General features: G+C 69.5%; 16 protein-coding genes and 6 pseudogenes. 15 read left to right on the top strand and 7 right to left on the bottom strand.

Going from position 1 to position 21,081, the window contains the following annotated elements:
- A pseudogene (locus IF88_RS41630) lies at positions 1-579 on the top strand (transposase family protein); the annotation flags it as partial.
- Between the two features lie 280 nt (positions 580-859).
- Positions 860-1,024: a hypothetical protein gene (locus IF88_RS48845; RefSeq protein ID WP_234323861.1), complete on the top strand. Its 165-nt coding sequence runs from the start codon at positions 860-862 to the stop codon at positions 1,022-1,024.
- Here IF88_RS48845 and IF88_RS0138250 read toward each other — a convergent pair.
- Together IF88_RS0138250 and IF88_RS0138245 are read right to left on the bottom strand one after the other, a co-directional pair.
- Positions 991-1,812, bottom strand: coding sequence for a hypothetical protein (locus tag IF88_RS0138250; RefSeq protein WP_030723677.1), 822 nt, complete (start codon positions 1,810-1,812; stop codon positions 991-993). The genes IF88_RS48845 and IF88_RS0138250 overlap by 34 nt on opposite strands.
- Positions 1,813-1,849: 37 nt before the next feature.
- Positions 1,850-2,125 (bottom strand): annotated as a pseudogene (locus tag IF88_RS0138245) (IS701 family transposase); the annotation flags it as partial.
- Between the two features lie 467 nt (positions 2,126-2,592).
- Between IF88_RS0138245 and IF88_RS0138240 the strand changes: the two are divergent.
- From IF88_RS0138240 to IF88_RS0138210, 7 genes are read left to right on the top strand one after another with little or no spacing between them, the layout of a single operon-like run.
- Positions 2,593-3,735, top strand: coding sequence for an inositol-3-phosphate synthase (locus tag IF88_RS0138240; protein ID WP_030723673.1), 1,143 nt, complete (start codon positions 2,593-2,595; stop codon positions 3,733-3,735).
- The gene (locus IF88_RS0138235) at positions 3,735-4,667 is read left to right on the top strand and encodes an SCO3242 family prenyltransferase (RefSeq protein WP_051838285.1); all 933 of its coding nucleotides are present in this window, start codon (positions 3,735-3,737) and stop codon (positions 4,665-4,667) included. The genes IF88_RS0138240 and IF88_RS0138235 overlap by 1 nt, the downstream gene beginning before the upstream one ends.
- Complete coding sequence (locus IF88_RS0138230) at positions 4,664-5,506, top strand: sugar phosphate isomerase/epimerase family protein (protein WP_030723669.1); 843 nt, start codon at positions 4,664-4,666, stop codon at positions 5,504-5,506. The genes IF88_RS0138235 and IF88_RS0138230 overlap by 4 nt, the downstream gene beginning before the upstream one ends.
- Positions 5,503-6,153 (top strand): EboA domain-containing protein, encoded by a 651-nt coding sequence (locus tag IF88_RS0138225; protein WP_420711035.1) that lies wholly within the window; start codon positions 5,503-5,505, stop codon positions 6,151-6,153. Before IF88_RS0138230 ends, IF88_RS0138225 begins: the two co-directional genes overlap by 4 nt.
- Positions 6,153-7,001 carry a TatD family hydrolase gene (locus IF88_RS0138220; protein ID WP_030723664.1) on the top strand — a complete coding sequence of 283 codons (849 nt, stop codon included), beginning with the start codon at positions 6,153-6,155 and terminating at the stop codon, positions 6,999-7,001. The genes IF88_RS0138225 and IF88_RS0138220 overlap by 1 nt, the downstream gene beginning before the upstream one ends.
- A gap of 6 nt (positions 7,002-7,007) precedes the next feature.
- A complete protein-coding gene (gene eboE, locus IF88_RS0138215; protein WP_030723662.1) occupies positions 7,008-8,177 on the top strand; it encodes a metabolite traffic protein EboE in 1,170 nt (389 codons plus the stop codon).
- Positions 8,174-9,562, top strand: coding sequence for a nucleotide pyrophosphatase/phosphodiesterase family protein (locus IF88_RS0138210; protein ID WP_030723660.1), 1,389 nt, complete (start codon positions 8,174-8,176; stop codon positions 9,560-9,562). Before eboE ends, IF88_RS0138210 begins: the two co-directional genes overlap by 4 nt.
- A gap of 364 nt (positions 9,563-9,926) precedes the next feature.
- Here the strand turns inward: IF88_RS0138210 and IF88_RS0138205 are convergent, their stop codons facing one another.
- Complete coding sequence (locus tag IF88_RS0138205) at positions 9,927-12,542, bottom strand: ferritin-like domain-containing protein (protein ID WP_030723659.1); 2,616 nt, start codon at positions 12,540-12,542, stop codon at positions 9,927-9,929.
- Between the two features lie 511 nt (positions 12,543-13,053).
- Positions 13,054-13,215 carry a hypothetical protein gene (locus IF88_RS47525; RefSeq protein ID WP_199808201.1) on the bottom strand — a complete coding sequence of 54 codons (162 nt, stop codon included), beginning with the start codon at positions 13,213-13,215 and terminating at the stop codon, positions 13,054-13,056.
- A 373-nt stretch (positions 13,216-13,588) separates the two neighbouring features.
- Here IF88_RS47525 and IF88_RS42685 point away from each other — a divergent pair.
- The 3 genes and pseudogenes from IF88_RS42685 (at position 13,589) to IF88_RS41620 (ending at position 16,075) form a co-directional block, all read left to right on the top strand.
- Positions 13,589-14,998: pseudogene (locus IF88_RS42685) on the top strand (NF041680 family putative transposase).
- Between the two features lie 281 nt (positions 14,999-15,279).
- A pseudogene (locus tag IF88_RS48840) lies at positions 15,280-15,453 on the top strand (transposase); the annotation flags it as partial.
- Positions 15,454-15,535: 82 nt separating this feature from the next.
- Positions 15,536-16,075, top strand: coding sequence for a transposase (locus IF88_RS41620; protein ID WP_234323860.1), 540 nt, complete (start codon positions 15,536-15,538; stop codon positions 16,073-16,075).
- On the opposite strand, the gene IF88_RS0138185 is transcribed toward IF88_RS41620, so the two are convergent.
- Entirely contained in the window at positions 16,023-16,526 is a 504-nt protein-coding gene (locus IF88_RS0138185) for a hypothetical protein (protein ID WP_107050736.1), read from the bottom strand. The genes IF88_RS41620 and IF88_RS0138185 overlap by 53 nt on opposite strands.
- Before the next feature lie 375 nt (positions 16,527-16,901).
- On the opposite strand from IF88_RS0138185, the gene IF88_RS0138180 reads away from it, so the two are divergent.
- Together IF88_RS0138180 and IF88_RS49775 are read left to right on the top strand one after the other, a co-directional pair.
- Positions 16,902-17,882: an endonuclease/exonuclease/phosphatase family protein gene (locus IF88_RS0138180; protein WP_234323859.1), complete on the top strand. Its 981-nt coding sequence runs from the start codon at positions 16,902-16,904 to the stop codon at positions 17,880-17,882.
- A gap of 572 nt (positions 17,883-18,454) precedes the next feature.
- Positions 18,455-18,544 (top strand): annotated as a pseudogene (locus IF88_RS49775) (IS6 family transposase); the annotation flags it as partial.
- Between the two features lie 238 nt (positions 18,545-18,782).
- Here the strand turns inward: IF88_RS49775 and IF88_RS0138170 are convergent.
- Both IF88_RS0138170 and IF88_RS42675 read right to left on the bottom strand, forming a co-directional pair.
- Complete coding sequence (locus IF88_RS0138170) at positions 18,783-18,986, bottom strand: hypothetical protein (protein WP_158754866.1); 204 nt, start codon at positions 18,984-18,986, stop codon at positions 18,783-18,785.
- A gap of 103 nt (positions 18,987-19,089) precedes the next feature.
- Positions 19,090-20,517 (bottom strand): S8 family serine peptidase, encoded by a 1,428-nt coding sequence (locus IF88_RS42675; protein ID WP_030723647.1) that lies wholly within the window; start codon positions 20,515-20,517, stop codon positions 19,090-19,092.
- Between the two features lie 450 nt (positions 20,518-20,967).
- Between IF88_RS42675 and IF88_RS46185 the strand changes: the two are divergent.
- Positions 20,968-21,081, top strand: a pseudogene (locus IF88_RS46185) (IS5/IS1182 family transposase); the annotation flags it as partial.

Genomic DNA, 21,081 nt, shown 5'->3' with positions numbered 1-21,081 from the left:
CGCCGGATTCGGCATCGGCGTCGCGACCGTGTACCGATACATACGTGAGGTGATCGACGTCCTGGCCGCCGCCGCGCCGACCCTGACCGAGGCGATGAAAACCTGCGAGCGAATGCCTTCGTGATCCTGGACGGCACCCTGCTGCCGATCGACCGGGTCGCCGCCGACACCCCGTACTACTCCGGGAAACACAAACGCCACGGTATGAACATCCAGGTCCTCACCGACCCGTTCGGCCGACTTCTGTGGGCCTCGCCGGCATTGCCCGGCTCGACCCATGACCTGACCGCCGCCCGGCGCCACGGCATCATCGACGCGCTCGCCGAGGCCGACGTGAAGTGCTGGGCGGACAAGGCTTACCAGGGCGCCGGGCGCCCCGTCCGGGTGCCGTTCAGGGGCCGTCGACTCAAACGCTGGAAGCGGCGACACAACAGCACCCACGCCAAGATCCGCTGTCTCGGCGAACAGGCCATGGCCACCCTGAAGGGCTGGCGCCTTCTGCGGAAGCTCCGCTGCAGCACCAACCGGATCACCGACATCGTGAAGGCCGTCGTCGTCCTTCACCACGCCTCAACCTGAGGTTGGAAAAGGCTCACTGGGTGCGCATCCGCATGCCGTGTCAGACATCTACACAGCGACGTGGGGGCCATCAACACCGGCCACCCGGCTCTCACGATCCCTCAGATTCGGGCGGGCTTGGGCGGGCAGGCTCTGGGCTGCGGCAAGCCGACGCTCGAGCGAATCTACCTGGTCACCAGCCTGCCGCCCGGCGCGGCCACCGGCGCGGAACTGGCCGCATGGATCCGCAGTCACTGGAGCATCGAGAACCAGCTCCACCACGTCCGCGACCGCACCTTGCGTGAGGACGCCTCGCCGCACCCGACACCTGCCGCGCACCATGGCCGGCCTGCGCAACCTCGCCATCGGCGTCCACCGCCAGGACGGCCACACCAATATCGCCGCCGCCCCCCGCCTCACCGGCCGAGACCATCAGCGGCCCCGCACCGCACTCGGACTGACCTGACGACCGGACACCGAACGCCCGCGCCCCAGACCCCGCACACCGACTCCCACCAGGGTGGATGAGGTTTTCGGCAGGGGCAGGGCCAGGCGCTCTACGCGGCTGAACCTGGACCAGGCCCCCACGTCTTTGATGGAGCGATCGTCCTGAACCTGCGGGCGGATGGCGCCCGGTCCGTGACCACTGTCCCGGCCCTTTCGAACGGGCAGGGACAGTGCACCTATGCGCGTCAGAGAATGCGCCAGGCGACGGCGTATGGCTGGGCGAACCTGGTGATCCGGTGAGCGTTGACGATGACCTCGGCCTCCCCGGCGGGGATGTCGCCAGTGGACCTGCTCGACGTTGTTGACGCGGTCGAAACCGGGACCTGTGCCCATGTTGCCGTGGCGTTCTTGATCGCCCGCGCGGACGATCAGGTCGAGGTCGTTCTGCAGGGCTGCCCCGGCGGGGTCCGTCCAGACGAGGGTCACCTTCAGAGTGCGGGCGGCTCCTTCTGGAACGGTGATGAGGAAGGCGCGCTCCTCTCCCTGGTCCAGTTCCTTGGCGTCGGTGAAGCCCGCACGGCCAGCGTCGGTCGGCAGGACGACGGCACGCTGGAGGTTGACGAGGCCGAAGCCGGAGCTGTTGTTCGGGGAGGCGCCCGCCTCGCTGGGGACGTACTGGCCGGGCAGTTCGTCGGCGCCGTTGAGCAGCATGGCCTTGATGAGCGCGGCGCTGGGCTTCGGGGTGCCGTTCTTCACGAGCGTCTCGCGCAACACCGCCACGCAGCCGGCCACCAACGGGGTGGCCATGCTGGTGCCGCGGGCCTGTCGCCCATGGTCAGGACCACAACCCCTCGACCACGTAGTCCCGCACATCGTCGAGGACCTCGTCGGCATTCCAGTCGCAGCGGTTCAGCAGCCGATGCATCCGGTCGGGAGCTGTATGGCCAGCCTCCTCCGCCAGCGTCCAGCCGTTCTTCCGCTCCAACGGGGCTATCAGCCCCCGCATATACGCAAGCGCCGACTCCCGCGGCTCCGACCGGGCAAACCGATGCACGAAACGCTCATGCACCTCACCCAGACCCGCCGCCCACACCTTCACATCACCAAGCACCCCACCCATAACCAGACCAACGACCACCCTGGCAACCAGTCACGCCAAACACCGTTGCAGTACTAAGCCGCCCGGCGTCTCCGGAACCTGCCCGCTCACCTGCGGCAAGCGGCAAGCAGGCCCGGCAAGCCGGACCGGATCCGCCGGTTCGACGTACGCAGGCGCGATCGGCCCGGGCGGACTCATCCATGAGCATTGTTGCCGCTTGACCTGCTGCGATGGCCTTTGGGGCTTCCGTAACGCCGACAGCCCGTCACGTTTCGTTGCGCTTCAGGTCGGCCTCGATCGCGTACGCGTCACCACCTACGACTGGAGGTCTTCAGGTGCTGGTGCGACTCGGCGGCAGGGTCGCGCGACCACGGGCCACGGCACCAGCACAAGAGGAATATAGGTACCAAATAGACTTGGAGTCGCACCTTATCCCGTAATGTCAGAATTGCGAATCGTCAAGAGTCGGCGCCTTTAGGAGGCAGCCTGTGTCCCTTCACGCCAATGGGTCCGAGCCCGAGGCCGGATCCCGGACTGGAGTGTGGTTCGTCGGGGCCCGGGGCTCCGTCGCCGTTACGGCGGTTGCGGGGTGCGCCGCCGTTACCGCCGGGCTGCTGCCGCCGACCGGCATGGTTACCGAGACCCCGCCGTTCGCGGGGAGCGGGCTGCCCTCCCTGTCCTCGTTCGTCTTCGGAGGGCACGACACGGCAGGCGACCCGCTGTCCAAGAAGGCGGAGTCGCTGGCCGCTGCGGGAGTGCTGCCACACGGGCTGCCGTCAGCGGTGCGCGCTGAACTTGACGCCGCTGACGCGGAGATACGGATCGGCGGACCGCTGCCCGCAGACCCCCGAGGCGACGAGGAACTGATCGCGGGCTTCGCGGCCGACATCGCCGGCTTCGCGAGCCGATGCGGTGCGGCTCGCACGGTCGTGGTCAACGTCGCCACCACGGAGCCCGCGCCCGCTGCGGGCGACGCCCCTCTGCCCCCCAGTTCGCTGTACGCGGCGGCCGCGCTGCGCGCCGGATGCCCCTATGTCAACTTCACGCCGTCCCTGGGCCTGCGTCACACGGCGCTGCGCGCGGCGGCCCGCGACGCGGCGGTGCCCCACGCGGGCCGGGACGGCAAGACCGGGCAGACCCTACTCCGGGCCGTGCTCGCGCCCATGTTCCGGCAGCGCGCACTGGACGTGCGCGCCTGGTCCGGAACGAACCTGCTCGGCGGAGGGGACGGCGCCGCGCTGGCGGACCCCGGGGCTGCTGCCGCCAAGAACGCCGGCAAGAACCGGACGCTGCACGACACCCTCGGTTCGCTGCCCGAAGGAAAGGTGCACATCGACAACGTGCCGGTGCTGGGGGACTGGAAGACTGCCTGGGACCACATCGCCTTTGACGGCTTCCTCGGTGCGCGGATGTTCCTGCAGACGATCTGGCAGGGCTGTGACTCGGCGCTGGCCGCACCCCTGGTCCTCGACCTGGTGCGGCTGCTTGCCCGCGCTCACGAGGCGGGGATCACGGGCCCACGCCCGGAGCTGGGATTTTACTTCAAGGACCCCGACGGCGGCTCCTCGGCGCTGGCCGACCAGTACACGGCCCTGCTGGGCTTCGCCGAGCGCCTGCGGGAGCCACGGTGATGCCGGCCGACGGCCGGGGAACCGCCGCGCGGCCTGCGTCCCGGCTGCGTGCCTGGGCAGAACTCCTGAGAGTCTCCGCTCTGGTCACGGTTCCGGGTGATGCGCTCGCCGGGGCGGCGGCCACTGGGGAGCGGCCGACCCGCGGTACCGGGCTCGCGATGGGCGCCTCACTGTGCCTGTACGCGGCAGGGATGGCCCTCAACGACTGGGCGGACCAGAACGAGGACGCGACCTGCCGACCGCACCGCCCGCTCCCCTCCGGTCGGATCAGGCCGGGCACCGCGTTCGCGGCCTCGGCTGGGCTGACAGCGGCCAGCCTGGCGCTGGCTCGCCAGGCGGGCCGCGAAGCCGCGCGGACCGCGGCGGTCCTCGCGGCCACGGTGTGGGCGTATGACCTGGGCCTGAAGCGGACCAAGGCAGGCCCGGCAGTCATGACGGCAGCCCGCTGCCTGGACCTGCTCCTGGGCGCCGCGGCGACGTCCCGCTCAGGAACGCGGGCGGCGCTGGGCCCGGCGGCCGCCCTGGGAGCGCACACCTTCGCCGTCACGATGGTCTCCCGCCACGAGGTGCTGGGCGGCTCGCGGACCGCCCCCTTTGCCGCGCTCGGCACGACGGCGGTGGTGGGGATCGTGACGAGCCGTCGGCGCGGACCCGGGCGGCGTCGGAGCCGTTCCCCCGAGGGTCCCACCCGGGCCGGGCTCGCGGCCGGGTTGGCGGCCGGGTTCGCGGCCACGGTCGCGGGGCCGTTGATCCGTGCAGTGCTCGACCCCTCGCCCGCCCGCACCCGGCAGGCCGTCGGTGGCGGGATCCGGGCGATGATCCCGCTGCAGGCTGCACTGGCGGCGCGGGACGGCTCGGTCGGTGCCGCGGCGGCCATCATCGCCCTGGCGCCGGCCGCGCGGAGGCTCTCACGGAGGGTCAGTCCGACATGAGCCTGCGACTCGGCTACGGCACCAACGGCCTGACCGACCTCAGGCTCGACGACGCCCTCGTACTCCTCGCCGACCTGGGCTACGACGGGGTTGGGCTGACCCTCGACCACATGCACCTGGACCCGGCAGCCCCCGATGCGCTCGCCCGTGCCCGGCAGGTGGCGCGGCGCCTCGCGCGGCTCGGCCTCGGCGTGACCGTCGAGACCGGCGCGCGCTACATCCTCGACCCTCGGCGCAAGCACGGACCCTCTCTGATCGACCCCGACCCCGAAGCGCGCGCCACCAGGACCCGGCTGCTGGTGACCGCCGTGCACATCGCCGCCGAACTCGGGGCGCACGCCGTGCACTGCTTCAGCGGCACCGTGCCGGACGGAGCGGATGACGACACCTCGTGGAAGCGGCTCGGCCAAGCGCTCGAACCGGTACTCGCTGCGGTGGAACGCGAAGGGCAATCCCTCGCCGTCGAGCCCGAGCCCGGCCACCTCCTCGGCACCGTCGCCGACTTCCACCGCCTGCGCGCCGACCTCGGCGACCCGGATGTCCTTGGCCTCACCCTGGACATCGGGCACTGCCAGTGCCTCGAGCCCGAGCCGCCCGCCGACTGCGTGCGGGCCGCCGCACCCTGGCTGCGGCACGTTCAAATCGAGGACATGCGACGCGCGGTCCACGAGCATCTGCCCTTCGGCGAAGGCGAGATCGACTTCCCGCCCGTCCTCGATGCCCTGAGCACCGTGGGCTACCGGGGCTTGACCGTTGTCGAACTGCCCCGGCACTCGCACATGGGCCCGGACCTCGCCGAGCGCTCCCTGCGCTTCCTGCGAAACGGAGGCACATCGTGACCACCCCACCGGCAATCACGAGAGCGGCAGCGGACGAGCCGTTCACAGCCCTCGGCGAGCGGCTGCCGCCCGCCGCCCGGGTCTGGCTCGACGCTGCCCTTGCCGAGGCGGCCACACCCGCAGCCCCGGCCGGACACCGGCGGAGCCTGCCAGCCTGGGAGTTGCGCTTCGCCGAGGCTGGCCGCCGCTGCGGTTCGGAGGCCGCAGCCGACACGGCGCGCATCCTGCTGCTGCACACCGCAGGTGCCGGCGCCGCCACCGTGGCGCGGCTCTACCGCCGGGGCACCGCCGACGAACGCCGCGCCGTGCTGCTCGCCCTGCCCGGCTTGGAGCTCGCCCCTGCGGAAGGGCTGCCGCTCGTGGAGGACGCGTTGCGAACCAGCGACACCCGCCTGATCGCCGCTGCAGTCGGCCCGTACGCCGCCGAACACCTCGCCCCGCACGCCTGGCGACACGCGGTCCTCAAGTGCCTGTGCACCGGGGTCCCCGTGGCCGCCGTCGCCGGCCTGGCCAGGCGGGCCCGCGGCGACGCCGAACTCGCGCGCATGCTCGCCGACCACACCGGCGAAAGCACAGCCGCCGGCCGCCCCGTACCCGTCGACCTGTACCTCGTCCAAGCCCTGGCCGCAGAGGCGGAGGCGGCCTGATGCGCATCTTCGACCCGCATATCCATATGACCTCCCGCACCACCGACGACTACGAGGCCATGCGCGCGGCGGGCGTGCGGGCCGTCGTCGAGCCCTCGTTCTGGCTGGGCCAGCCGCGCACCTCGCCCGCCAGCTTCCTCGACTACTTCGACTCACTGCTCGGCTGGGAGCCCTACCGCGCCGCCCAGTACGGCATCACCCACCACTGCGCGATCGCCCTCAACCCCAAGGAGGCCAACGACCCACGGTGCGTGCCCGTCATCGACGAACTGTCGCGCTACCTCGTCAAAGACCACGTCGTCGCCGTCGGCGAGATCGGCTACGATTCCCAGACCCCCGCCGAGGACGCCGCGTTCGCCGCCCAGCTCCAGCTCGCCCACGACCACGGGCTTCCCGCCCTCATCCACACCCCACACCGGGACAAGCTCAACGGCCTACGCCGCACCATCGACGTCGTGCGCGAGTCGGCCCTCCCTCCGGAGCGGGTGCTGCTCGACCACCTCAACGAGACCACGGCCAAGGAGGCCAAGGACAGCGGCGCCTGGCTCGGCTTCTCCGTCTACCCGGACACCAAGATGGACGTGGACCGCATGGTCGCCGTCCTCAAGGACTTCGGGACCGAACGCGTCGTGGTCAACTCCGCCGCGGACTGGGGTAGAAGCGACCCCGTCACGACCCGCAAGGTCGGCGATGCCATGCTGGGGGCCGGGTTCGGCGAGGACGATGCCGACCAGGTGCTGTGGCGCAACCCCGTGGCATTCTACGGACTGAGCGGACGGCTGAGCCTCGACCGCGGCAGACCGGACGCCCCCTACGAGGGCAACTCCATCCTGCGCGGCGAGGAGTAGGCCCCCGTGCGCTTCCGCCACCCCAACGGCGACGTCGTCCACCTCGCTTACTGCACGAACGTCCACCCGGCCGAGACCCTCGACGGGGTGCTAGCCCAACTCCGCGACCACTGCGAGCCGGTGCGACGGCTGCTCAGGCGGGACCGGCTCGGCATCGGCCTGTGGCTCTCCAGCGACGCAGTCCGCACCCTGACCGCGGACCCCGCCGCCCTGCGCCGACTGCGCTCCGAACTCGACCGGCGCGGCCTCGAGGTCGTCACCCTCAACGGCTTCCCCTATGAAGGATTCGGCGCCGCCGAGGTCAAGTACCGCGTCTACCGGCCCGACTGGACCGACCCCAGGCGTCTGGCCCACACCGTCGACCTGGCCAGGCTCCTCACCACACTGTTGCCGGACGACGTCGCAGAGGGCACCGTCTCGACTCTCCCCGTCGCCTGGCGCACCCCTTTCGACGCGGCCCGGGCGCGTGCCGCCCGTGCCGCCCTGGCCACGCTCGCGGAACGGCTCGCCACCCTCGAGGCGGAGACCGGCCGCCGCGTCCGGGTGGGCCTGGAGCCGGAGCCCGGCTGCGTGATCGAGACCACTGCCGAAGCCATCGCACAGCTCACCACCGTCCCCGGCGACCGCATCGGTGTCTGCCTGGACACATGCCACCTCGCCACCTGCTTCGAGGACCCGCGCACCGCGCTCAACGCTCTCCAGGCCGCCCGGATCCCCGTGCCCAAGGTCCAGCTCTCCGCCGCGCTGCACGCCGAGCACCCCTGTCTGCCCGAAGTACGCGAGGCCCTCGCGGCATTCGCCGAGCCCCGCTTCCTACACCAGACCCGCACCCGGACCGCCGCCGGGCTGCTCGGCACCGATGATCTCGCGGAGGCGCTAGTCGGCGGCGTCCTGCCGGACGATTCGCCGTGGCGCGCGCACTTCCATGTTCCCCTGCACGCGCCGCCCTCCCCTCCGCTGACCTCCACCACCGACGTGCTCCGGGACACCCTGGAACATCTCATCGGCGGCCCGGCGCCGCTGAGCCGCCACCTCGAGGTCGAGACCTACACCTGGCAGGTCCTCCCCTCGGAGCTGCGCCCCGACGGCCCCAGCCAGCTCGCCGACGGCATCGCCGCCGAACTGGCCTTCGCCCGCGACCTCCTTGTCGACCTGGGCCTCAAGGAGCTGCCATGACAGGTCACCGCCCGCCACGGCCCCTCCTCGTCCTCGACGTCGCGGCCCTGACCCCGCGCCTACTCGACTGCATGCCCCGCCTCGCCACGCTGGCCCGGTGCGGTTCATGGGCGCACCTGGGGACGGTGCTGCCCGCCGTGACCTGTGCGGCACAGTCCACCTTCCTCACCGGCACGCTCCCAGCGGAACACGGCGCCGTGGGCAACGGCTGGTACTTCCGCGAACTCGGCGAGGTGCTCCTGTGGCGTCAGCACAACAGACTGGTCCGCGGCGACAAACTGTGGGACGCGGCCCGGCGCGCCTACCCCGGCTACACCGTCGCCAACGTCTGCTGGTGGTACGCGATGGGCGCAGAGACCGACATCACCGTCACCCCCCGCCCCGTCTACCGCGCCGACGGCCGCAAGGAGCCCGACTGCTACACCCGCCCGCCCCGGCTCCACGACGAGCTCACCCGGGCGCTCGGCACCTTCCCCTTGTTCCGCTTCTGGGGACCGGGCGCGGGCATCGAATCAAGCCGCTGGATCGCCGAGGCCACCCGCCACATCATGCGCTGCAGCGCTCCGGACCTCGTTCTGTCCTACCTGCCGCACCTCGACTATGACCTGCAACGGTATGGCCCCGACGACTCGCGCTCCCAGCGGGCCGCCGCCGAACTCGACTCCGTGATCACCCCGCTCGTTGACGACGCCGAGGCCGAGGGCCGCACCGTCGTCGTCCTGTCCGAGTACGGCATCACCCCTGTGAGCCGCCCGGTCGACATCAACCGGGCCCTGCGCCGCGCCGGACTGCTCGAGGTGCATACCCAGGAGGGCATGGAGTATCTCGACCCTGCGGCCTCACGCGCCTTTGCGGTGGCCGACCACCAGGTAGCGCACGTCTACGTGCGCCGTCCGGAGGACTTGGAGGCTGCCCGCGGGGCGCTCCTGGCCCTCGACGGCGTGGAACGACTCCTCGACGACCGGGGCAAGAAGGACCACGGCCTGGACCACCCGCGCTCGGGTGACCTGGTCGCCGTGGCCGAGCCCGGCGCCTGGTTCACGTATTACTACTGGCTGGACGACGCGGCCGCCCCGGACTTCGCCCGGACGGTAGAGATCCACCGCAAGCCCGGCTACGACCCCGCCGAGCTGTTCTTAGACCCCCTCGATCCCTGGGTGAGAGCCAGGGCGATGTGGGCGCTCGCCCGCAAAAAACTCGGCATGCGCTACCACATGGCAGTCGTACCCCTCGACCCGTCGCCCGTCCGCGGCAGCCACGGCCGCCTGCCTGAGGACCCTGATGACGGGCCGGTCATCGTGTGCTCGGCTTCCGGTGCCGTCTGCGGTCGGGTCGAGGCCACCGATGTGAAGCCGCTGCTCCTGCGGCTAGCGGGCCTCGGGTAGCGCATACCCGGCCCACCGGGAGCCCGTTGCCGGGACAGCGGGCCTGCGGGTTTCCTCGCCCCAGGACAAAGACACGTGAGGATTCGTCTCCGGCCTGCGCGACGACGCACTGCCCACAGCGGGCCCGGCGCATGCCGCTGCTCGTTGCATCGTGGTCGGCCTCGCCGTTCTCCTGCTGACCGCGGTATCCGATCGGTGCCGGTGGTTTGCGCCGCTGCTGTCGGCGGTGGCGCCGGAGGGGCTCTGGCCTGCGGCCCCGGACGCCGCACCAGGAGTCCGGGCCTGGCCGGGCAATGCTCCGGCCAGGCCATGGACCCACATGCGCGAGTGGCGGTCGTGGAGGTGGTGGCCGCCTGGCGCCGCGTCAGACCTGGAAGCTCGGCCCCAGGACGGTATCGGCGCCGGGAGCGGACGGGTGTTGGAACAGCTCCTTGGCGCGGACCTCGACGGAGTACATCAGCGAGACTGCCTCCTGTAGGTGCTCAGGGTGCCCGTTGAAGACCCGGTCCAGGGCCCCGAGGAGATCACCGTACGTCCGGTCGCTCAGCTCGGACGCGAGCCGGCCGGGGGAGTCCTGCGGAATCGCGGACGTATCGGGGTCGTCCATCACCGAGTACACGCCGTCCGGGTCGAAGGGGATCTCCTCGCCCTCGAACACCCATGCGCCGTCCTTCTGGATCAGGCGTCTGCCTCTGACGACCTGCTGGAACCGGTAGTAGTGGGAGGGCTGCCCCTGATACTCGGGGTTGCCGATGGTGCCTTCGCCCTGATGGATGATCTCGTAGATCGCGGAGTGGGCGGTGGCAACGTCGTACACCCTGTGGAGGTTCCCCGGCGCCTCGCCGGGCCAGTTCAGCACCTGGGGCCTGTCCCTTCCTGTGAAGATGCCGTCCCCCATCTCGCTGATCTTTCTGGCCACCTGTGTGTAGAGCCACCCAATGGTGAACTCCTCGAACTCCGCCTCCTGGAAGAAGGTCCTCAGTGGGGAGAACAGATGGGTGTCCAGATCCTCCGCCGAAATGGCCTGAGCCATCTTGACAGTGTTGTTCTGGGGCGACTCGTAGTGGTAGGACGTGACCTCGCCCAGCTCGTTGAGCTCGATCCGCTCGGGGACGACTGGCTCTGGATAGCGCGTCCTCGCCTTGGTGAGAGGTCGCTCGGGCTTCTCGATCCCCATGAACACGTCGCGGATCTGCTGGATCGAACACCGGCGCAGCGAGACGACGAGGTCGGGGAGTACGCCGGCGGGCAAGTGGTTCGGGTAGGTCGGCACGAATCCCGGTCGACCGATCCGGGGCTTCCCGCCCAACGCGGTCAGGATGTTGGCTACCAGGGTCATGTGCAGCATCTCCTGCATCACCACGCCCCGGATGATCTCGGCCACCTCGCGGTTACTGCCGGGCTTGAGGGAGAACAGCGCGTACAGGTACGGCGGAATGGTGGAGTGCTCAAGTTCGAGGGCGAGCTGGAGTGCGTGGCGCAGGTCATCGACGTTCCGGAGCGCCAGGAAGGGGGGCCGCTCCTGGCGCAGCCACCTCACGATCGCGTCCCGCTTGCCCGGCGACAGGTCGCGGGTGACCGGCATGTGGCTCGGTGAATCCATGGGCTCGGTGAGGACGTGCTGCAGGCGGTGCTTGTACTTGACGACGTCGTGGTAGTTCGCCAGGTCGAGTACGTCCCGCATCACCGGGTACAGGTTGGCGTACTGCTGGAGGATCGGCTTGACGTCGGGGATCCAGGCGGTGTCGGCCGGCTCCTTGTACTCGTCCCAGACCAGCACGTTGAGCTGGTCTTCCTTGAGCATCACGGTCCCGCTGCCGCTCGAGTACTCCGGGCCGTAATCGACGTTGTAGACCTGTCCGTCGATATAACCGCGCGGGTTGCCCGGGTCGGTCGCCGCCAGTCGGACCGTGGCCTGCCCTCGCTGATCGGTGGTTACGGACTGGATCGGCTGGAGCCCGCCTCGCTCGCCCATCGGGATCGGCGGTGCGACCAGCGAGTTGTCGTCGGAATGCCGTTTGGCGTCTTCCATGGCGGCGTTGCCGAAAACGATCTTGACGTTGGCGGCCGGCTCACCGAACCGGGTGGCGTGGACGGTGGTGGCCGGGCCCTCCCCCGCCTGCACCGGCGGGTAGACACGGAAGACGACGTCGTCGGCGCGGGCGAAACTGGCGTCGCTGTTCTCCTCCAGCAGCACGGTGCCGTCGAGAGTCCTCAGGGCGAGCCGACGGTCCGAGAACGTCGCCTTGCCCTGCCCGAGTTGGATGGTGGCGATGCCCCCGCGCTCGGTGAGGAACCTGTCGTCGAGGGGGCCGAGTTGAGCCAGCACATCCGGCTCGCCGCCGCCCTTCGGCAGGGCCACCACCTGAAGGAGGCCGATGCTGTCGAGGGGAGGGCCGCCGGGGGTACTGGTGGGGACGCTGTTGCCCAGATCGATGTGCAGCCGGTCCTGCCCGTCGATGCGGCACGGCGCGTCCATAAGGGGTCCGCCCTCGGCTGGGCTGCGCAGTCGGCGCGCCGCGGTGAAGTGCCGGGGCTCTCCGGACGCGGTCGGCCCGATGGAGCCCACGATACGGCCCGTGCCGAACCGCGGCGAGTCCCAGTCGGCTTCGTAGCCGTCGAGCATGAACTTGATGGACAACTCGTCATCGGCCGTGCTCTCCACCAGTTCCTTCAGGAACGGCGACGACCCCGTGTCCGTCTGGTCAGGGCTGAGCCTGATGACGGACTGGTAGGCGGCGGAGTACCTGTCCAGGCCTGTGGCCTGGGGGCAGCGCGCCCACAGGTCGACGAACGAGGCGTGGCGGAAGTCCCCGTACAGCACCTGCCGCTGCCCGCTGTCGAACAGCCGAAGCCCCAGGCCCCAGATCTGGGAGACGCCCTGCTGCACTGGGTCCAGATCCTGGATCTTTGCGCTGACGCGATCGCCGTCGTCCATCAGGGAGCCGCCAACGACGGGCTCGATCGCACCGGACGTCACCAGGCGGCCATCCGCCCCCACGACGCTGGTCACCCTGCAGCCGCGCAGGCGGAACGAGGCGCTTCCCCGTGGATTCCACCAGCCGTCCTTCGCGGACCGACTGCGTCTGTGAAAACGAGGTTGGAACGTGTCGTTGTTGAAGTGTCTTGGGTCGTTGTTGACGGTGGAAGGGTCGAAAACGAACCTTCCTGAGAAGTGCAGGCGCGGGAACTGAAGATAACTCAACGGAAACTCCGTTCGGACGCGGGAGGCTTACCGGACACGTATCCGGTGTTGGCCAGGATGGGCGGTGCGGAGACTCGGCGGTGGCAGGCGCCCCGTTCATGCCTCGCCCGGCGGTCAAGGAATCAAGCCGAACGGGTGAGGCTTTCGTGGAATTCCCCGACATTCCGGGGAACGGCTGGCAAGGCGCCAGAAACGCTCGTGGAACGGCCAGCCCTACCGCCTGCCCGCCCGCCACAAGACGGGCACCAAACCCCGGAGAGTCAGCTGAATAGCCAGGTCAGGGTCCCTACGGCCGAGCAGCAACGGCATCGATCCCAGACGCCCGCAGCTTGCGGGCCAGGAATTCCATCTCGGGCATCGTGTCTGAGTGCGCGCCCGCCACGACCTCGCTCAGCACGGACTTGACGTCAGCCAGACCAATGCCAAGTTCTTCCCGCAGAACGCGCATGATCGCAGCGTTCCTCGCCGATGGATCTACCTGGAGACGCGCTGGTCCATGCTCGGCGAGCAGTCGGCCCCGCAGTTCGGCAGACAGGTCACCACCGCACGAAGCCACCGCAAACCCACAGGCTGGACACCTGGACTCCGTGTCCCAGCGATAAGAGCCGTTCACCAGGGCTTGGACGCCCCAGCACTCCAACTCCGCACCGCAGTCCTGAGCTTGACGTTTAACGTCGCTGGTCACTCGACCTGCTGAGATCCCCGGGATCTGGGCGTGTGTGACGCGGCCGTTCTTCACGCTTCGAGATGTCGAGTAACGAAGTGCGAGAGAACGACCGCTGCCTGTGAGTCTGCCCGTCGATGTGCCCGCAGGTGCGGCATTGGATGTGTTGTCCCGCTTTCGGGTCGAGTTCTACGAATGCCTCTACGCCCGAGCGGACGTGCTCTTCGAGCTCACCGACTCAGTGCTGTGTGCGGATGGGCCGGTGAACACCCTGGTCGAGCTGTCGCTGACGGCCGAGCATCGGCGTGGGCACGGTGCCTTGTACTCGGCGCTGGACCGGGGCTGGGTCGAACCGACGCGTCTGCGTCGCGCTCTGGCCGCCTTGCCGCTGCCGAAGGCGGCCGACGGGCGGATCGTACTGGCCGTGGACGTGAGCAACTGGCTCCGTCCCGATGCTCCCACCAGCGACGACCGGCTGTTCTGCCACGTCTACGGACGTGGCGACCGAAGCTCGGACCAGCTGATCCCGGGCTGGCCGTACTCCTTCGTCGCCGCACTGGAGGCCGGCCGCACCTCTTGGTGCCAACTCCTGGACGCCGTGCGCCTCGGGCCCGCGGACGATGCCACGCTCGTTACCGCCACCCAGCTGCGCGAGGTAGTGAAGCGCCTGGTCAGCGCCAGTCACTGGAAGCCGGGCGACCCGGAGATCCTGATCGTGATGGACTCCGGCTACGACGTCGCCTACCTCTCCCACGCCCTGAAGGACCTGCCCGTCGTGCTGCTCGGACGACTGCGCTCGGACCGCGTCATGCTCCGCGACCCGGGCCCCGCCCGCTCCGGACCGAAGGGCGGGCGGCCCCGCCGGCACGGCGGCATCCTCTCCTTCGCCAAGCCCGACACCTGGCACGAGCCCGACGTCACCACCGCCACGGACACCACCCGCTACGGCAAGGCCGAGACGATGGCCTGGGACCGAATGCACCCCAGGCTCACCCACCGTGGCCCCTGGCTGGAGCACGCGGAAGAAGAACTGCCCGTCCTGCACGCAACGTTGGTGCGGCTGAAGGTCGAGCACCTGCCGGGCGACCGTGATCCGAAGCCGGTCTGGTTGTGGTGCTCGGCCACCGCAGCCACGCCGGCCGATGTGGACCGCTGGTGGCAGTAGTTCCTTCGACGGTTCGACCTGGAGCACACCTTCCGGCTGATGAAGCAGACGCTCGGCTGGACCGCGCCGAAGGTCCGCCGCGCGGACACCGCCGACCTGTGGACCTGGCTGATCATCGCCGCCCACACCCAGCTCCGCCTCGCCCGCCCCCTCACCGAGGACCTCCGGCGTCCCTGGGAGCGACGAGTCGAACCCCGCCGCCTCACCCCCGCTCGGGTGAGGCGGGGGTTTCGCAACGTCCGCGCGACCGCGGCCCGCCCGGCAGCCGCACCGAAACCGTCTCGCCCGGGCCCTGGACGACCTCCGGGCTCGAAGAACAAGTACCGGGCCAGGCACCACAACGTCGGCAAGACGGTCAAACGTGCCGAGTCGATCAAGGAACACGAAGCCCAGCGACGTTAAACGTCAAGCTGAGAAGCCGTATCTCAACCGATCTTGGAACCTGCAAGTCGAACAGGGTTCCTGGTCGGGTGATCTTCCGGCGGTACGCGCATGAAGGCAGGGCCTCCTGGTAGCTCGGGGTGCGACCCCATTCCGAGCGGTTCCCGGAGGCCCTGTTGTCGTTGTTGTACGCGCCCGAGCCCGTTCATTTCAACTCGCCCACCGTGTCGTGCGATTGCCTCGCGCACGTGTGCGGCAACGCGGCCGATCATCCCGATCGGGTGCGCCGGTATCCGTCGGACATGACGGACGCAGAGTGGGCGGAGGTCCGGCCTTTGCTGCCGGTTCCGGCCTGGCTCCAGGGCAGAGGCGGGCAGCCCGAGGGCTATTGCCACCGCCAGATGCTGGACGCGATCCGCTACCTGGTCGCGGGCGGGATCTCGTGGCGGGCGATGCCCGCGGACTTCCCCGCATGGGGCCGCGTTTACGCCTTCTTCCGCCGCTGGCGCGAACACGGGCTGATCGCCGAGTTCCATGACCGGCTGCGCGGGAGGGTCCGTGAACGCGAAGGCCGTGAGGCCGAGCCCACGGCCGGAATCATCGACGCGCAGTCGGTGCGGGCAGCCGCAACAGTCCCGGCCTCCTCACGCGGCTACGACGGCGGGAAGAAAGTGCCCGGGCGAAAGCGGCACATCGTGGACCGACTGCCTCGGCCTGCTCCTGGTCGTCGCGGTCACCGCCGCGAACGTCGGCGATCGGGACGCCGCGGCGGGCCTGCTCACCCGGCTGCGCCGCATGCACCGCGACATCACCCTCGTCTGGGCCGACGGCGGCTACACCGGCGGCCTTGTCGGCTGGTGCCGGGACAAACTCGCCCTGACCTTGGAGATCGTCAAGCGCACCGACGACATGGCAGTGTTCGTGGTGCTCCCCAGACGCTGGGTGGCAGAACGCACGTTCGCGTGGCTGATGAACTCCCGCCGTCTGGCCCGGGATTACGAAACTCTGCCCGCCACCAGCGAGGCGATGATCCGGTGGTCGATGGTCACGCGGATGGGCCGGCGTCTGGCACGGTCGCGGGCCGACGGCCGGCGCTGAACATACCCGACGTCTCCTGCATCAGCCACCCGCGCTCCGCCAGGCGCCTGGCCTTCGAGCGCACCCCCTCGACCTTCGCCGGCGTCGTCTCCAGGCCCAGCCCCACCGCGATCTCCTTGGCCTTCGCCGGTCCCCTGCCCGCTGACCGCCGCTCCTCCAGCACGTCCAGAATCAGCTGGTAGTCCGGTGCCAGCACCCTCACCGGCAGCCCGTCCCGCCATGGCGGCACCGTCGAGCCCGGCACCGGTGAGCACGCCGTTTCCTGCTCCGCCTCGGTCATGGCAGTCGTCTCGGCGGCAGACACAGCCAGGGCTTCGACGAGCTCCTCCCGCGCGATCACCCGCCGGTCCAACTCGATCTCCGCGGCCTCCAACACCTCAGCCAGCCGCGCGGCTTCTTCCCGCAGACCCTCCAACCGCACACGCGCAGCCGCCTCCCGCTCCTCCAGCATTCCCAGCACCGACGCCACCGCGCACCCCTTGACCACGAAGCGGACACAAGACGACGCATGCCTCCCTCACCCCCAGCGAGACCATGCCTGACCAGCAGAAATCAAGGGATCACGTTCGGTTGAGATACGGCTTCTAACACCAACTCGAAGTAGTTCACCGTCCCCTCACGCTTCCGGCGGACAACACCATGGCCATGGTCCGGCGGTCGGCGCTGGCCGTGATGGTGATGTTGGAGCGAGTAACCGGTCCCGCAGCTCGTCCGACAACTGCTGCCGATGAGTGAACATGCAGGCGTGTCCACTCGGCGGTTCAAGCCCGTTCGGATGCGCCCGAGAGACTAGTCCGCGACCTGGTCAACGACGACGGGAGCAGCAGTGAACTTGATCATCGGGACCTGGAACGTAGAGAACTTGTGCCGACCGCTGCCACCCGGCAGCGCCCCTAACCCCAATAGGTGCGCCGCCAAGGACCAAGCGACCTACGACGCCAAGGTCGAGGCCTTGGCCGGCGTCATCACCGAGATCGGGCCGGACCTGCTCGGCGTGCAGGAGGTCGGCAGCCAGGAGGCGCTGGACGACCTGGTGGCCAAGCTGCCGGGCACCTGGCACACCGCCCTGTCGAACCACCCCGACCCCCGCGGCATCCGGGTCGGCGTCATCAGCCGCTTCCCTCTGCTCGATGTCCAGCAGCGCAAGGACTTCCCGAACCACCTCCGCCCCATCCAGGTCGAGGACCAGGGCGACGACGCCCTCACCAGCGAGATGGGGCGCGGCGGTCTGGCCGTCCGGGTCGAGCCATCTCCCGGCCAGAGCCTCCACGTGGCGGTCTGCCACCTCAAGTCGAAGCTGCTGACCTTCCCAAACAAGCAACACAGCACCAACGACGAGCACCTGCGCGCCCGCTATGAGGCTTACGCGCTCTTCCGCCGTAGCGCCGAGGCCGTCACCATGCGTGGCCTGGCCGACGACCTGCTCCAAGGCGACGGCAAGAACCGCAACGTGATCGTGCTCGGTGACTTCAACGACGAGTGGCAGGCCGCCACCACCCAGATCCTGTACGGCCCGCCCGGCTCGCAAATCGGCACCGGTGGCTTCACTCACCCCGACAACCCGGGCGACGCCAACCGCCTGTGGAACCTGGCCCCGCGCATCCTGGAGCAGGGCGGCTTCTCCCGCATCTTCGAGGGCCGGCACGAGCTGATTGACCACATCATGATCAGCCACGCGCTGCTGGCCAAGTTCCAGGAGGTCTCGACCGGCAATGAGAAGCTGCCGAACGTGGTGGAGGCCCAGCCGGCCGCGGCCCACGACAAGCCGTCCGACCACTCGCCGGTGGTGGCGAAGTTCAATCTGTAGGGGCAGCAGGGCCAGCGCAGCGGGTAGCTGTGCGGGCCCTTGGCTGTGCGTGTTCTGTCGCGCCATGCGAGCGCATGGACGCCGCCCCGTTCCTCCTCCGCAGCCGCTGGCAGGGCGGGGCGCCGGGATGCCAGCCTCGGCTCCGTGAGCGGTCCGGGGCCACCGATGGTGCCCACACCGGCGAGGACCAGAGTCACGGCCGTCCCGGCAGCCGTCACTGGCGCACACTGCGCGGCCCCAGTGTTCCGTCGGAAGAGCGCCTGGGAACCGGCCCTGCCCCGCGCACCATGTCGGCGCGGACTGCACCGACAGTGGGAGCGGGCGAAGGGGCCCCAGCGTCCGCCACTACAACGGGTCAGGCCGCGTGTCGACGGCAACGATCCACTCACCCTCGACGGCGCCCGTATCAAGGGCGCCCTGGCGGAAGAGCTGGCGACGTCGCGACCACGATCCACCACCGGCACCGGATGCCGTGCGCTGCGAACGCGTGCGACTCCCTGACCGGGCACTGTCACGTTGACTGCCGGGCGTGGGATGATCTTGTGGTTGGCCGTGCTGGGAGGGGACCGCTGATGTCGTCGGGGCCGCCGTCGTCCAAGGGCCACCGGCACCCGGTGGAGGTCATCTCCCACTGGGTGTGGCTGTACTTCCGGTTCCCGCTAGGCTCCGCGAGGTCGAGGGTGCAGGTCATCATCGACGCGGACACCCGCCTGGTGGTCGCCTCGGCCCGGCCGGCGCCGGGGAACAAGGATGACGCTCGCGCCTGCCTCCAGAAAGGAGACGGCCTCCACCACGCCGTCCAGGCCGTCGCCACACCATGCACAACCTCGCCATGACGGAGTGAAACAGCAGGTCAGCCAGCACACCGACCTGCCGACACCCACCCTTCTGCAACAACCTTTAGCCGCCCAGGTCGAACTCAGAGCTGGGGTTCACCTTGATCGGGAGGCCGAGGCCAGCCACCCGCGTAGGCAGGTCGGGTGGCCCTTCGGCCTCCACCGCCATCTCGTCGTCACCGAGCGGGACCGGGTCATAAGCCAGCAAGGCACCGCCGACGGTAGACAGCCTGGCCGCCAGATCGCCGAGGTCGGTGCCGACGGGCACCGTCAAGAGCCACCTCATCAACGCCCTCTCGGGTCACGCGATCCACGGGGTTCTCGTGCTCTGTCATTTCCAGGTCCCCCCTTCCACCAAGAGCTTCCGCGGCTCAGGGTTTCCGCAGCAGGAAGGAGTACGATGCCGCAGCGTTCACGATCCCACGCCCATAGCCCGGATCCCAGACCTTGCCCGTCGGGTTGACCAGCCCGGCCACCAGGGCCTCGCGCAGCTCCTCGGGGCTAAGCCCGGGGAACGCGGACAACAGCAGGGCCGCGACTCCTGCCGCAACCGGTGTGGCCGCCGACGTCCCGTTGTCGAAAGGCGACCTGGGGGGTGCCGGCACTCCGCCGGGACGGCCCGGGCCGAAGTTGCCGAAGAGGTGCGTGTACGACGCGAAGTCCGGCTTCTGCGACTCGAACATGCCAGGCCCCTGCGAGGAGTAACCGACCCGCTCTTGGCGGCTGTTGACCGCGGCAATCGTGATGACCTCAAGAAGGCTGTTGGAGGCGTGCACGGAGCGGCTGGGGCCGATGCCGGTGCGGTCGCAGTTACCGCTCGGGCACTGGGCGCCGCAGTTGCCGGCCGCAAAGAACGCCGCCGCGCCGGAGGCCACGACCTCGCGCACCTTGCGGTGGAGCGGGTGGTCGAGATCCCAGATCTCGTGCCCGGGGGCCAGCTCACGGCGCGGGACGCCGGTGAACCCGTAACTGTTGTTCGTCAGGTGTGGCGTGCCGTCGAGCCTGCGGTGCTCCAGCACCGCCTGGAACATCGTCAGAGCGCCGCCGGAGTCGGGCCGCCCGAGGAAGGGATAGTCGTACAACCTGGCCGCAGGTGCCGCGACGAGGATGTCGGCCGCGCACATCGAGCCGTGGCTGGTGATGGGGGCGGCCCCCGGCTGGAGGGTCGCTCCCGGACGGGCGAAGCCGCCGGAGACCGGGTAGACCTGCCCGTTCACGCCTTCGTCGATGATGCCGACCACGACGTTCTGCCCCCGAAAGCCGTCCTGCCACGGCCGGGTGACGCCTAGCAGGGCCCGGATGGTGTCAACGGTGGCCCCGGAGCGGAACGGCCGGCAGTCGAGGCCGGTGAGCGAGCGGGCGAGGTCAAATGCGCCCGCCTCGGCATCCGTGTCCGGCTCGCCCGGGCTCCGCTCGTCCTCATAGAGGTGGAGCCGGGAGTTCGCCCACACGCGGACACCTTCGCGCTCGCGTAGCTGCGCCAACTTGGTGGGATCGACTTCCACTGGGAGCACGACCGAGGTCGGTGCGATGTCAGGGTTGGTTTCCGGAACCGCGAACTCTCTCAGGCTGCCGAGCGGCTCGGGGGCCCCGCCCCCTCCTTCCTGGGGTGTGCTGAACATGGGGATGGGTACGAAGTTCTCGCCCGGCTCGACACCGAGGCCGGCCACCAGGTCGAGGTCGGGAAGGGCCTGGTCCAACGCTGAGGTATCGGAGGCTACGGCTGCCCGAAAGGCATCGAATCCCTCGGGCTGGGTGTGCGACGGTTGGGTTTCTAGCAGCACCTTGATCTTGGCCATGGTTCGCCCTTCTCTCCGTCCGCTGGGAACCACGCTGCCGCATGGCCCTCTGGCGCGGCTGTGGCTGGATGTGGCATCGCGACCGCGCGTCGGACAGTTCTACTAGTACCTGCGAATACCTGGTCGGGTCGGACCGGGACGGCTCAGTGTCGCGACCCCTCGGTCAGGCCGTCGAGTCAGGGTCACGGCGAGACGGGTGAAAGCGCGCCGGAGAATCTGCATCTACCACAAATCTATAAATATCGCCTAGAATGCGCAACCCTTGTGAGGTAGTTGACAGTTGTACGGCAATTGTCCGTGAACGATCTTGAAGCTCCCCCGTGATCACGGAGCCTTTTCCAACCTGACTGCGGTGGTGAGGTGTTGGCGGTTGCCAGCTGTACGGAACGACGAAGCTCCTGGTAGACGGGTTCTCGACCAAGATCACCCGTGTCCGCCAGGAGCTTCCGCGTGCTCGTCTACCCTTCGTCGATCGATCTGTCCAGCGGCACCCTGCGCTACCTGACCACGCGGCTCCGTGCCCGGCATCGGAAGATCGGGACCCGGTGGCGACGGCTGCCTGTC

Origin of the sequence: Streptomyces sp. NRRL F-2580, from assembly GCF_000720115.1 — a bacterium.
In the GTDB taxonomy this organism is placed as follows: Bacteria; Actinomycetota; Actinomycetes; order Streptomycetales; family Streptomycetaceae; genus Streptomyces.
Note: the sequence above shows the minus strand (reverse complement) of the source record. Positions and strands in the feature narration are given on the sequence as shown.

Bases quoted from the DNA above. Each gene is read 5' to 3' on its own strand.
- IF88_RS42675 (WP_030723647.1), bottom strand. From the start codon at position 20,517: ATGGCCAAGATCAAGGTGCTGCTAGAAACCCAACCGTCGCACACCCAG.
- IF88_RS0138250 (WP_030723677.1), bottom strand. From the start codon at position 1,812: ATGGCCACCCCGTTGGTGGCCGGCTGCGTGGCGGTGTTGCGCGAGACG.
- IF88_RS0138235 (WP_051838285.1), top strand. From the start codon at position 3,735: ATGCCGGCCGACGGCCGGGGAACCGCCGCGCGGCCTGCGTCCCGGCTG.
- IF88_RS0138230 (WP_030723669.1), top strand. From the start codon at position 4,664: ATGAGCCTGCGACTCGGCTACGGCACCAACGGCCTGACCGACCTCAGG.
- IF88_RS47525 (WP_199808201.1), bottom strand. From the start codon at position 13,215: ATGCGCGTTCTGCGGGAAGAACTTGGCATTGGTCTGGCTGACGTCAAG.
- IF88_RS0138185 (WP_107050736.1), bottom strand. From the start codon at position 16,526: ATGCTGGAGGAGCGGGAGGCGGCTGCGCGTGTGCGGTTGGAGGGTCTG.
- IF88_RS0138210 (WP_030723660.1), top strand. From the start codon at position 8,174: ATGACAGGTCACCGCCCGCCACGGCCCCTCCTCGTCCTCGACGTCGCG.
- IF88_RS0138220 (WP_030723664.1), top strand. From the start codon at position 6,153: ATGCGCATCTTCGACCCGCATATCCATATGACCTCCCGCACCACCGAC.